Source organism: Mesorhizobium sp. M4A.F.Ca.ET.050.02.1.1 (assembly GCF_003997725.1).
Classification (GTDB): Bacteria; Pseudomonadota; Alphaproteobacteria; order Rhizobiales; family Rhizobiaceae; genus Mesorhizobium.
The window spans coordinates 1-12,591 of record NZ_RZSG01000089.1; the positions used below are offsets into that span (position 1 = coordinate 1).

Sequence of the window (12,591 nt, forward strand, 5' to 3'; positions counted from 1 at the left end):
TGGTCGAATGGCGGCGGCGGGGACTTTCTTAGCCAGGCAATGAAGAAGTCCATCAACTCGTGGTAATTGACCGCGTCCGCATATGGTGGGTCGGTGATGAAGATGTGCGCTGGTTCGGCGAGATCGGCCGCACTGTGTGTCTGGACGCGCGTATTTGTCTTGATTTGACCTCGATCGTACTCGGTTAGTCGGAACTGCGATGTCGAAAGCGCCCAGCTGCGCGCGCCGAAATTGTAAAGTGTGTTGAAGGCCTGGTTAAGGAACACGTGGTCGACTTTCAGCGCGGCGCTCGTGCCGCCGCTTCCATTCAACATGCAGAGACGTGAGTTCACGTTGGCGAGCTTGGCTCGAAGGATCGCCCCTGCAGTGCCGAGAGTCTTCGCTTTCTCCGACGCGACGGCCATGATTAGCAGGTGTCTTGGCGCGAACAGATGGTGCCAATAGGTCCACCCCCGCGTTCGGATAGGCTCATTCGTCTTTTCGCCGGGCTCAATGGGCATGTCGGGAACAAGCCCCTCGGATTGCCAAGAGGCTAGGTTCTGTTCGGCAAGAGCGGCGACCAACTCCTCTCGAGCCAAATCGGCCGCGTTGATGGAAGCGAAATAGGTCCGCTGCCGCCCCGCGTGAATCGTGTCAGCGGTGATCCACTGGACGCAGTACAGGCGCTCCTGGAAGATGTCGTCGGGTCGCGGTCGGACATCAGTCAAAGCCCACGGTCGGAGGTTGTTGGCCGATCCGCCGTCGGTGGTCCGACGATCGCCTCGGATTGACTTGATAGAGGTGCGGTGTGTCTCGCCTTCAACAGTGTGGACCAGATAGCCGTCCTGCACTGTGCCGGTCCTGGCGGCCGCTATTTCTTCCGTGGAAACGCCACTGACGATCTGAATGTCATAGCGCTTGTCCGCAGAATCGGGAACCAGACGTGCGACAACATTGTTCGAGTTTGTCACCACCAGACTGGGTAGCATGGGAACGAGCCAGCCGGACGAGGGGCACCGTGTCTCAAGGCAGTACAGGAATGCCTTGGCCACGTTCCCTTTTTCGTCGCGTTCAATGCCGAGCCGTTCAATCTCCTCCGATACGGCTCGCTCGACGGCGTCCTGTGCCTCCCTGATCGTCTTCCTCACGTCGGGGGCTCCCCCGATCAGGTTGATTGCCGCCCAGGTCTGCATGCAGGCGACCGGGTTGAGATCGGATGCGTACACATCGCATCCGATCCGCGCGGATTCGAAGGGGATCGAACCTCCACCGGCGAATGTGTCTGCCACTCGCGGTCGCTGTCCGAAGCGCATTATTCCAAGCTGCTCGACCAGCTCTTCGATCGAGCGCGCGCTGGTGCCGAGATGCTCGTTCACGACCTCCCAGATCTCGTCAGCTGGAAGATGAGCCGTTTCTTCGGGTCGCTGCGCAACTTTGACCCGTTGGGCATAAGGGGTATGGCAGATTGTCTCGAGGACGAGAGCGTCGACGACCTCGCTGCGGGCATCAGGAGCCCATCGTGCCTTCGACGTGGTTACTGCGCTCAACAGATCGTCTTCATCTGCCGCCTTCCTAGTTTCGCGACCTCGAACTGCGATGCTGATGGAGCTCGCGAGATCGGCAAACGTCCGCCCGTTGTCGAGAAGGGTCTGGGCGACCTGGGAAGGAGAAATGCGCATGCGGCGCATGAATGCTTGATCATCGATACCAAGTAGCATCTCCAGGATTTCGAGATCGCGCTGCGGGTTGCTCGTAGCGGGGAGGAGTGCGCTGAGGACACAGGCCCGGACTAGGATGAGCGGCTTGCGGCCCTTCCAATAGGAGCCGAGTGCGGTCAGCGTTTGCCCGGCGCCAGCTTTGCGTTCTTTCTGCGCTTCGGCAGACAGCTTTTGCGCTGGCCAGAGCCTCTCGATGAGAGCTGGGGAATTCGCGAGGGAGTAGGGCGTTACCATCGGAGCGGTCGTCGGGGCGTCCATCAGAGCCTGTCCAAGAGAGTGGAGCGCTGGGCGTCTGGCGGGGTCGCACCCTCGGTAAGGCCGAAGCGGATGGCTTTGCGCCAGCCGCGGTCGTGATCGTCAGCTTTTCCGGAGTTGTGAGCAGCCATGGCAAAAAGCCACCAGCGCTCTTCCGGACGAAGACCGGTCCAGGCAATGATGGCGGCGGGAATCTTGTCCTCGTCGCACTGTTCGATAGCCCAAAGTAGCACGCACATCTCACGACCGAGGAGGCGATGAACTCGGTTCTCGCCCGTCTGCCAGCGACCGGGCTTGTACTTTCGGCTTTTCAGGCGTTCGTTGAACGCGGAACGCAGGGGACTCGCAACGAGGCGCCAGCGGCGCGGATCAATTCGACTGCGAAGGACCCGGTCGACGTTTGCATTCTCCTGGCCATCGTATTTCGGTCCGGAGATCCCGTAATCCTCGACGACAGTCACGACCTCTCGGCCTGTCGCGCTGATCGTCACGACGAAATGCTGCGGGTCAATTTGATCGTCCGGCACGCCGAAGCCGCCCTGCGGTCTGATCGCCATCTAGTTTCCTCGCTCGAAGCGTTCCGGTTCGCCATCTCACTCTTGCTCGATCTCGCCTGGCCCGAGCGTCTCGCCGATCGTGACCATCAACTGGTCAAGATCAGCGGCCCTCTCGGAGGCGGCGAATCGCCACATCACGCTCACGTCGGCGTTCTCATCGCCGAGCTCGGTTCGCGCGAGCTTCGCGATCCGCTCGATAGCGTCCGCTGTGACATTGACGTCTGATCCGAAACTGGTGCTGACGTTTCGGCTCCCAGAGCCGACCGTCACCAGCACGTTCCGGAAGCGAGTGCGGGTCTCTTTGGCCTTGGCGATGGCGGCGAAGACGACGTCCGTGGTGTTAAGCTGAACTTGCTTGCGCACGCGGGCCGGACGATCGAGATCGATTTTCACGCCATCGCCTTCGCGACGAGGAATCTTGAACTCCCGCGTGACGCTTACGCCGGATGCTTCGGCGTAAGCGTAGGTGACAATGTCCCTGTCGCCGTCCAGGTGTATCGGTCCGCCGTAAAGTTTTCCGTCGCGCGGAGCAGTCGCATCGGTGTTCCACCTGATCTCGCCAGACGGAACTACGGACAACGTTACCTCGTGCCCAGTCCCGATTGGCCGGGGATCGTGGGTGAGATTGAGCCGGTTAGTCCAACAGAATGGCTCGCCCGTCTCATGTTCACCGTCGGGATCAATCGCTAGGAAGTGGACGCGCATCTCGCGAGTCTCGAATTTCAGACCATCGAGGCGGGCCGATGAAGTCGAGACATCAGGCGAAGCGGACCAGTAGATGCGTCCGCGCCGGCCGGCGTTCTTGGCGAGCACGTTGATCGTGGCTCTGCCTGTGAGCTCGTCATAAGCGGCCTCGGTTACGCCGACGCTGGTCTTCTCCTTCGGGAATGGGCCTTTCTCCAGGCCACCTGCGCCGTTTTCTCGCCAGCGGCCGCGCGATATGGCAAGGCGGCGCAGCTCGTCGAGTCCGCCGCGCGGAAGCCAGAGCCACCGCACGTTGCTGATGGCGCGATCCTTCACGTCATCCCAGGTGGTAGTGCGCGCGCTCGGCGGCCAAAGCATCTCCTCCGCGCGTTCCGCTAGCATGTCGAAGTGGGCTTCAATGTCCAGTATCAGCTTTCGACTGCCGGTTGCGGTGAGTGCCATTTCGACGGCTGTTTCGCCGTCATAGCCCGCCGCTGCTTCTCGACGGTAATTGTCGAGTTTGAGCGCCGCGCCGAGTAGGCGCTCGCCCGAGCCGTCACGGCCGGGATACCAAATCTTGTTCAGCGTTGAGGCGATGGTCTGGTAGACGTCAAGCTCTGCATCGGCAGCACGCTGCTCGAGATCGGGTCGGTTGGGACTGGCGGGGCCTTCCTGGTCGAGCACTCTGGCGACGGCATAGGCAGTCCGGAGCTTCTGCTCAACCGAGGCGAGGTCGAGACCTTCGCCGCTTACGATCGCGAAGTTGTTGCGGTCATGCGAAGCGTTGAAGAGTTGTTGCGCCTTTCCCGGCGGGATCTTCGCGTCTGGAGAAAGAACGATGAGCGCCCGATCGCCTCGCGTGTTGATCTCCTCAATCTTTGGCATCGAGAGGATGCGTGAGTAAGCGGCGCGACGGCGCGTGGTGAAAATCTCGTCGAGTCGCCGTGCGAGATCCTGCTCAATCTTGTGCTGCGGCGCGCTGCGAGCCAGGTTCTCGATCTTCTTCGTCAGGTTCTCGTTCTTCGAGAAATACCAGGCGCCGTTGTCGCGCTTGTGCAGATACCAGCACCGGGCGGTCAGGGATTCCAGCGCCGCGACGAAATCGTTCTCCGACCTAAGCGGTGCGACCAGGAACGACAGGATGTCGGGCGGCTGCAGCCCTTTAACCGCGTCGGAGGCTTCGGCGAGGGAGGCCAGCAGAATGAGGCGGGCCGCCAGGCCGGCGGCATCGTTGCCGGCGTCAGCATCGATCAGTTCGGCATGAGCGTCGCTGGCACCGGTGTCGAGAATGTCGACCGTGATGGCAGCGTCGAGGTCGTAGATGTTGTTGATCGTGTCGCGTATGTTGCGATCAGCAAGATCCAGGTGCTGCGGTCCGATCAGGTAGACGTCGTTCGTCTTTCGCTTCTGAACCGACGTGATCATTAGCGCGGCGATGGTCATCAGACCGCGTGTCTGCCGGAAGCTCTCGTTGTCCTTGAATGTGGCAACGACGGTCTTCAGGCTCGGGTGGAAGGGGTAGGTTGCCGCGACCTCATCAGCGATCCGTTCGGCTGCCCTTTCAAGTGTCTTTGACCTGACTGCATCCGAAAGCACGTTTCCGTAAGCCTCCGCGACACTTTCGATGACGGCTTGGGCCGGCTGACGAGCGAGCAGACGCCTACGCAGAATGTAGTAGATCTCGTCCGATCCGAGCTCAACGGGAGTGATCGGCTTGGCCGACCGGCGGGTCTCATTGGTGATCTGCGAAACGATGCGTGTCAGCTCGGCGCTAGATTTGTACTGCCCGATCAGAGTCGAAATGACGACGCAGAGGCGCGGCAGGCGGAGTGTGGCGGAGAGCAGGTTCGTGATCGCGGCCGAGGTGACATCGGCAAGGCTGCCCATGCCTACCGGTCGTGTGACGGCCTGGTCGAGGTAAGGCGGGAGCTCGTCGAATAGTATCAGCACCGACTCGTCGCCGATCAAAGCGCGCCAGTCGCTCTCGTTCGGCGCCACCGGTCCTGACCGCCAGAAGGAGGTGAATTCTTCGGCCTTGCCGAGCTGCTCGGCAATCATGCCCCAGATAAACTTGTCGCGGTCGACGTCGCGTCCGCTAACCACAACGACCTTCGCTTGCGTCGGGGTAAGCCCATCTGTCAGGCGGCGATCAATCCGCTCAGCGAGCTGTGAGTTGGCAGCGAGATAACCGAGGGCTAGCATAGAGTGTGTTTTGCCGCCGCCCATAGCTTGACGCAGCTCGAACACAGCCTGGTCGGATGCTCCGGCAACGCGCTGGAGGCCCTGCCGGAGCAACTGGGACATGCCTTCGGTGATGAAGGTTTTGTCGAAGAAGGCTTCGGCCATCTCGGGCGTATGGCCGATTAGGTTTGAAAGGTCCTCAACCTGCTTGGAAAGGGCATACTCGAGCGCCTCCTGGCGGAACTCGCACGCGTCTGTGACTGTCTGAAGCATCACTGGGTTCCGCTCACGTTCTTTTCGATCGTCGTAATGACGGCTAACATCTTCTCGCTGCGCTTGCGCAGAATCGATAGCAGCCGGTCGGCGAGGTCGTGAGGGTATTCGTGCTTGGCGGCGCACCAATTGCGCACCGTCCTGTCGCTTACGCCAAGATCTCGCGCGAGGGGCGATTGCCACCGCTCCCCGTACAACGCCTCGCCGGCGATTTTCAGCAAATCAGACCCCCCGTCCACTTCCTCCTTTTAGGAAGATTACGCCCAAGCGGCAAGCACTGTTTGGATAGCAGCCGCTTGGGCCTAGTCGAGCTTTGTCGCAAAGACCTGCTCGCGTATCGGCCGATCGTTGCTGGGCGGAATGGGAGCGATCGCTGTGCCGCGCGCGACCGCGATCACGGTTCCGAATGCTGCATGATATTGCTTCGGCCTCGGCTCCATAACATGATGCTGTATGCTCAAGATATTCGTCGCCGTCACAGATAAGGACTGGTTCGATTTTCTGTCCGGCAGTCAGCCGGACGAGGTGAATTTTTGGGCGCCAAGCGGACGAACAAATTTCCGCGCCCTGCGTCCGGGAGAGCTTTTCCTCTTCAAACTTCACGCCCCGCTGAACTTCATCGTTGGCGGGGGCATCTTTTCAATTTCTTCGAGGATACCGCTTTCACTTGCTTGGGAGACATTCGGCACAAAAAACGGCGTGCGCAGCCATGTCGACATGCACGAGCGAATTCGTCGATATCGGTCAGATGAGTCATTCGATCCGCGCATTGATCCAGTGATCGGATGTCGTATCCTCACAAAGCCCTTCTTTTGGCCACGTGATCTCTGGCTTCCGATCCCCCCAAGCTGGAAGCCCAACATCGTAGTCGGTCGTGGCTTTGACACGGAAGAAGTCGAGGGCCGAGCCCTCTGGAATCCAGTGCTATCCCGTGCCGAGAGCTCGATATTTACCGCTGATTCAGAACAACCCGCGAGATACGGTACGCCCACATTGGTAAAGCCACGACTAGGGCAGGGGGCATTTCGCATCATCGTGACCGATGCTTATGAGCGGCGCTGCGCTGTGACCGGAGAAAGAACACTTCCAATTCTCGACGCAGCACACATCCGCTCCTATGCCGACGGCGGGATGCATGAAGCATCCAATGGTGTCCTCCTGCGCACCGACGTGCATAAGCTGTTTGATCTTGGATATGTTACGATCGACGAAAAGCGGCAGTTCGTCGTTAGCCGCCGGTTGAAGGAGGATTTCGACAACGGCAGACATTACTACGATCTGCACGGCAGTACCTTGCGTGATCCCAGAGGCCCCACAGCGCTTCCATCTCCGGCAGCGTTGCAATGGCATCGTGAAAACAGATTTCTGGGGTGAGTCAGCGCAAGACAAGATGCGGTCAAGTATGAGCTCGGGCTCAATTGAGCCGTCCATTCCGTCTGCTCTCTATGACCGCTTGGGGCGAAAGCTGTCGTTGACGCTGCGCTCTACGGTCTTGCCTTCCTTCCCTTGCGTCCGGTTGTGACGAGCCCGGCGCCAGGGGACATGCTGCGGCTTGTGTCCACGTGGTCGATCTGTGAAGACTGTCGTTGGGAAAAGGAGGGGAAATCATGGACTGGCTTATCTGGATATGCATCGCTGTCGCGGTTCTCGGGGTGTTTGGGGCTATTGGGATAGTCAGGACAAAGCGGCTGCGCGGGCTAGGACGGAGGGCAAGCTGGGGTCTGGGGTGAACTTCATTTCGCGTGACGGGGCGCAAGGTATTTCCGTTTCTTCGTCTGGAACAGTGACTGTCGCGAGCCAGTACGGATCGCGGACCATCGCCAAGGCCGACGTTATTTCCGCTTCGGTTATGAAGGAGGGCAGGACGTCGATAAAATCCAATCGCGGTTCTCAGCTTGGCCGCGCTGTCGTTGGCGGTGCTCTTCTTGGCCCTCTCGGGGCCGTGGCAGGGGCGGTAACGGGGTCGAAGTCGCAGACCGAGGAAATCACGTCGATCACGCTGCGCGTCCTGACACGCGGCTCCAGTCCTTATGAGGATATCGTGTTTTATTCCGGTTCAGCGAAACCGGAGAGCGAGTTAACCCAGGAAGTGCGGGCGGCAAATAACGCCCTGTCTCGCATTCTTTCGGCGATCGGCTAGTCTTGCATTCCACATCTCCACAAGGTGCCTTGGGGCATTATGCTAGTAGGACGAGATGCTGATGAAGGGGTGCCTCCGGTGTGAAGGGTTGGAGGACTTTACCTATGACCAGAACAAAAAGGCTGGGGGATTTGGGTGGGCGCTGGACTGAGGAACTACTGAGAAAGGCAGGGTTCTTGTCGCGAGACCTCAACAGTCTCAGACACAATCATGCGGGCGGCGATTTCCTTGCTGAACGGCAAGCGGCACGTTACTTCATCACCGTCAATGCACGTAACACCAGCGGAACCGAAGCTTAAACGGCGGCTACAATATCTACCCTGAAAAGGTCCGGAAAGCTGCGCGCCAGTATGGCGCCGTGCCTGCCTGGCTGACCATTCAGATTGATACTGACAGCCAATGCTTCTCCGCATATTTCGGAACCGTTGAATCGCTGTGCAATCCGAATGCAATAGCGGTGCCGATGACCACCGGTGCGGTATTGGATTACGAGTGTCTGGCAAAGGATACTTTTGACGAGAGGATCACCCCAGAACTCTCCAACGAACTCTCCGAAGGGACTGCGGAGCCGCCCGCGACATTGGAGAGTATTGCCCGACATTCCGGGATTGCTGCGGAGGAGGTGGGCCGGGCCAAGGCGGTTACCGAGGTTTCGGTATCTCAGGCAGGCGATTTGACCGACTATGATCGCATTGCGGTCAAGCTACTAGGGTTCTCACCCGGGACGAAAACGCAGCGCGCTGTCGCGTTATATCTGCGGCCTGAAGGAGCGACCACGGCCGAGGTGACGGCCAACAAACTTCAGTCGACCATGACGGTCGATGAAGCGTGTCAAGTTCTTGCGGCGCTTCCAGAACCAGGAATTATCTGTCGTCGGTAGGTAAAGAGTCCAGAATTATCTGTCGTTGGCCGGACTGCTAACTAAGTGGATGATATCCCGCCGCTTTCGCCCGAAGAGGTTACCAATGCTCTTCGGACAACAGGTTACCAATATGCCCCAACGACAATCAATTCCCGACTGGGCTTAAGGAGATGTTTTGATTGAGCTTATTGCGGCCCCGATTTGTAACTTAAGGCCACCAAACACGCGCATTGGTAACCCCCAGAGACAGGTTTGGTAACCCGCATCGACCAAGGTCCCGCTCTGCGCTGCCCCCACAATCGCGTTGTGATAGAAGGCGTCAGCATCTCAGCGTGGGCACGTGCGCCGGGCTTCAACACTGAAGGAAGGCAAGTTCTCGATCGCACGGCTTTACAGCCTCGGGAGCAGCTCCTGACCTATGTCCGTTCGAACCGCGGCGCGATCGTCAACTATGCAAAGCGCTACCGGGCTGGGCTTCGCGTCGCCAAGCAGTAGATCGTATTCTCGCAGTCTAGCTCTTGCCCACTCACACATGCGCGTCAGCTCGGTTTCACTGTCCTGAGCTGCATTGACAGCATAGGTATCGATCCAGTTTCTTAGGTCAACAGCACGCCTTCTTTCTTCAACGAACTGTTCCAGCACCGCCAAGCGTTCGCTCTCACGTCGACGTCGGGCGATAGCTTTCCCCTGCAACTGAGCGGGCTGGAAAGTTCGGCTGGGATGGGAATCGTGCACTTGTGACCTTCCATTAAGATGTCGTCGCGTCAAATATCGCGATTGGAGAATGGCCAACCCTTATTCCTAGTTCTGCTTGAAACCACCCGTTTCTTGCGCTGGCAACTCGCTCGCGTGCGCGGCGACAACTACGGTGGCCGGCGTATCTGATCGGGGCGCGTGGAGTGGTGGTATCGGAACACCTATCGAACATAGCAGCGATAGGTACCGATTCCTGGCCTCCACATCACCGATCAACAGGTACATCGTTACATGTCTCAGCGTCGTCACCATACCCAGGCCGTTGCTGCGCGGCCGCCAAGGCTGGTATCAGCGAACGTAGTGCACGCCGGATCGACAAGAATCCGCATCTGCCATCCCAGAAGAAGCGCGAGCGGCACTGGCGTACCCGGCCTGACCCCCTCGAACCGATATGGCCACGCGTGGAGGAGCTGCTCAAGATCCCAGGCATGTCGCCATCCCGGTCGCTAGACTCTGGGCACAGCGTGTCAAGAGCTCAATCGGGGGTGTCTTCGCAAGGAGAGAGTGACATCCAGCGATCCGCGTCGGTGATGCCGGCTCCTGCGGCCCTGGCTTCTCGCAGTTGGTCGATAGACTCGCCGCCATGGTCGAGGGCTCTGCCCAGAGGAGCTGGTTCTCAGCGCGTCGGTATCGACGCGGAGACCCGAAAGAGCCGCCTCGAGCAAGTTGTATTGCCGGATCTCCGTTCGCGACGTCGGTGATGCTCTCGGCCTGCATGCCGCGACGGTGCAGTGGAGCCAACGAGTTATGCCGTAATTCGAAACGTTTGCGGCAGGGAGCGGAATAGTACGCACTCTTGATTGTCATCCCATGCCCGTTGCAGACGTTCCGCTGCATCTCTATCATGGAGCCGCGCCGAACATCGCCTTCTGCGATTGCAACGCTCCCTGTCGGCCTTTCTTCCCTTAACAACAGAACCGAGGATGGCACATGTGTGACCATTTGTTTGTCGTGACCGGTGGACCCGGTTCAGGAAAAACTAGCTTAATTGAAGCGCTTGCGCTCAAAGGTATTCAGCACATGCCCGAGGCCGGCCGAGCAATCATTCAGGATCAGGTCAGGATCAAAGGCAATGCGCTGCCTTGGGCGGACAGATCGGCGTTTGCGGAACTCATGCTCGGATGGGAGCTTCGATCACATCGAGAGGCATCAGGGATGGCCGGTCCTGTGCTGATGGATCGCAGCATACTTGACGTGATCGGCTATTTGAGCCTGTGTGGTCTGCCCATTCCCGGCTATGCTGAAAGAGCGGCGAGGCTCTTTCGATATAATCGACGGGTCTTCATTGCGCCCTTCTGGGACGCAATATTTTCTCAGGATGACGAACGGAAGCAGGACAAGGGCGAGGCTGAGGCAACTTATCGGATTATGGCCGAGACGTACTCCAGACTAGGGTACGACCTTGTTCATTTGCCTTTGGTGAGCATTGAGGAGCGCGCAGTATTCGTCCTCGAACACATAGGAAATGAATGACCGCTTTGTCCGCATCGTCGGGCCACGGTGCCGTCGCTATCAATTACTCTCACTCCAGCCATTCATTTGCTCATGCAGAGCTCTTTAGGCCCACGCGGTCGGTATCGATTCGGCCACAAGCCTCCGAATTCCGGTACCGTCGCAGTAGGTGCACGCCCCGGTGCGACCCGGACAGCCCGGCCTGTGGCTGCCTGGCGGACAGCATGTCCCAGCCGTGTCTTTCCACCGACCACAGGTCACCGCCTTCCCTCCGCCCTGGCAGGCTGGGCATGTAAGTCTACGAAAGTCCGCCACCGCTCTCCCCCGAAAAGTTTCCTTAGCGAGATCTAAAGTTCCAATCAACGTTTAGTCAAACGCTGCGGCCCAATCCGGCGCTCGGAACAGCCACATAGCCAGGATGACCCCACTGCTGATAAGGAAAGCGCGATTTGAGGAGCAAGCCTACCTTCATGACAAGCTGCTTGCTGCATCTGGCGACGTGAAGTCTTTTCCCACTTGGCGAAACACGGGCCTTAAAGGACGAAGCAATGGTACTCGGGCGAAAAGGCGAAGTTCGATTTTGCCGGACTCACGGGCTTTCTGGCGGACCAACAGCGATTATTCCTGGGCAGCCGGTGCGATGGTTATGATCCGCTGACTGATAATGCGAGCTTTTCCCGGTCGGGGACACCGTTTCTCCGCACGCCAAGTATGTTCCGGAAACCAGAAAAACCATCAGGGTCGAATCCAGGATGTCGTGGCCGACGAGAATGCCGCCAAGGCCGCCGATCAGGTAGGTAATCACTGCGACGGTGACCATCGTCGCACCGAAGCGCTCCGATGGGTCCGCGCTGCGTCGCAAGACCCTTGCGGCATGGCAGGCTGCTATGGCGAAAACCGCTGCAAGGGCGAGGGCGCCCATCAGCCCGGCCTCTACCAGCGCGGTCAAAAAGCCATTGTGAAAGTGATTGAAACCTTGGTCCATTCCAAATCGGTCTTTGAATCCTTGCCTTATCAGCGCCCGACTGGCGGAGACGCCGTTGCCGAGGAATGGCGTCTCACGAAATGCGTTGACGCCTACGTCCCAGAGTCCAACCCGGAGCCCGAGTGGAGTCGAGTGGTCGCCTTTGGTGACGAGGGCGTCCCAGTCCTTGAACAGGACGGCGGTGCGGTCGACGATGATAGGAAAGGTGATTGCCACGGTCAGGAGGCCGGAAGCGACCGCGATCGTCAGCGATCTTCTCATATTTCCTCGCGTCAATTTGTTCCGGTTGACTAGAAGGACGGCGACGGCGGCGACCAATAAGGCAACCCATACCAAACGCGAGCCCGAGTAGAGGATTGCCAGGACGCCCGCGAGAGCGGCAGCAATCAAGGGCATCCGGTCTTTTTCTATTCCCGACAAAGCGCCCGCAAGGCACATCATCGCTGCGAGGCAAGTCACCGTCGCAAAGACGATAGGATTTCCAGCGCCGCCTTCGGCCCTGAGCATTCCGATCCAATAATATTGGATGATGGCCAGCACCAACGCGCCGGCGCATGCAGCGGCGCTGGCGCGCACTGCAATGCGCGCCAGGGCGAGTTTGTCCGTGATGCTCCACGTCGAATAGGAAATCGGAAAGAACAGCAGGGTGGCCAGCGACAGCAGTAGCGGCAGGTCAGCCCTCAGCATACCACCGGCAATCGACCCCAGCACCATGGCTGCGCAGTAGATATAGATGGCTGCCGTTATCC

General features: G+C 59.0%; 9 protein-coding genes and 1 pseudogene. 5 read left to right on the top strand and 5 right to left on the bottom strand.

Features of this window, described 5'->3' with window-relative positions:
- The 4 genes from EOA33_RS09405 to EOA33_RS09420 form a co-directional block, all read right to left on the bottom strand.
- Positions 1-1,955: DUF1156 domain-containing protein (locus tag EOA33_RS09405; RefSeq protein ID WP_127405480.1), on the bottom strand; the 1,955-nt coding region annotated here is incomplete at its 3' end.
- Entirely contained in the window at positions 1,955-2,509 is a 555-nt protein-coding gene (locus tag EOA33_RS09410; RefSeq protein ID WP_127405481.1) for a DUF3780 domain-containing protein, read from the bottom strand. The genes EOA33_RS09410 and EOA33_RS09405, both read right to left, overlap by 1 nt.
- Before the next feature lie 36 nt (positions 2,510-2,545).
- Positions 2,546-5,647 (bottom strand): anti-phage-associated DUF499 domain-containing protein, encoded by a 3,102-nt coding sequence (locus EOA33_RS09415; RefSeq protein ID WP_127405482.1) that lies wholly within the window; start codon positions 5,645-5,647, stop codon positions 2,546-2,548.
- Positions 5,647-5,868 carry a hypothetical protein gene (locus tag EOA33_RS09420; RefSeq protein ID WP_127405483.1) on the bottom strand — a complete coding sequence of 74 codons (222 nt, stop codon included), beginning with the start codon at positions 5,866-5,868 and terminating at the stop codon, positions 5,647-5,649. Before EOA33_RS09420 ends, EOA33_RS09415 begins: the two co-directional genes overlap by 1 nt.
- 232 nt (positions 5,869-6,100) lie before the next feature.
- On the opposite strand from EOA33_RS09420, the gene EOA33_RS09425 reads away from it, so the two are divergent.
- From EOA33_RS09425 to EOA33_RS09445, 5 genes and pseudogenes are all read left to right on the top strand, one after another.
- Positions 6,101-7,021: an HNH endonuclease gene (locus EOA33_RS09425; protein ID WP_127405484.1), complete on the top strand. Its 921-nt coding sequence runs from the start codon at positions 6,101-6,103 to the stop codon at positions 7,019-7,021.
- A 352-nt stretch (positions 7,022-7,373) separates the two neighbouring features.
- On the top strand, positions 7,374-7,787 hold the full coding sequence (locus tag EOA33_RS09430) for a hypothetical protein (RefSeq protein ID WP_127405485.1): 414 nt from the start codon (positions 7,374-7,376) through the stop codon (positions 7,785-7,787).
- 358 nt (positions 7,788-8,145) lie between these two features.
- Positions 8,146-8,667, top strand: coding sequence for a hypothetical protein (locus EOA33_RS09435; RefSeq protein WP_127405486.1), 522 nt, complete (start codon positions 8,146-8,148; stop codon positions 8,665-8,667).
- A gap of 969 nt (positions 8,668-9,636) precedes the next feature.
- Positions 9,637-9,836, top strand: a pseudogene (locus EOA33_RS40355) (IS21 family transposase); the annotation flags it as partial.
- A gap of 499 nt (positions 9,837-10,335) precedes the next feature.
- Positions 10,336-10,878, top strand: coding sequence for an AAA family ATPase (locus EOA33_RS09445; protein WP_127405487.1), 543 nt, complete (start codon positions 10,336-10,338; stop codon positions 10,876-10,878).
- A gap of 568 nt (positions 10,879-11,446) precedes the next feature.
- Here the strand turns inward: EOA33_RS09445 and EOA33_RS09450 are convergent.
- On the bottom strand, positions 11,447-12,591 hold a 1,145-nt coding region (locus EOA33_RS09450; protein ID WP_145989098.1), incomplete at its 5' end, for an O-antigen ligase family protein.

Bases quoted from the DNA above. Each gene is read 5' to 3' on its own strand.
- EOA33_RS09425 (WP_127405484.1), top strand. From the start codon at position 6,101: ATGCTCAAGATATTCGTCGCCGTCACAGATAAGGACTGGTTCGATTTT.
- EOA33_RS09415 (WP_127405482.1), bottom strand. From the start codon at position 5,647: ATGCTTCAGACAGTCACAGACGCGTGCGAGTTCCGCCAGGAGGCGCTC.
- EOA33_RS09445 (WP_127405487.1), top strand. From the start codon at position 10,336: ATGTGTGACCATTTGTTTGTCGTGACCGGTGGACCCGGTTCAGGAAAA.
- EOA33_RS09410 (WP_127405481.1), bottom strand. From the start codon at position 2,509: ATGGCGATCAGACCGCAGGGCGGCTTCGGCGTGCCGGACGATCAAATT.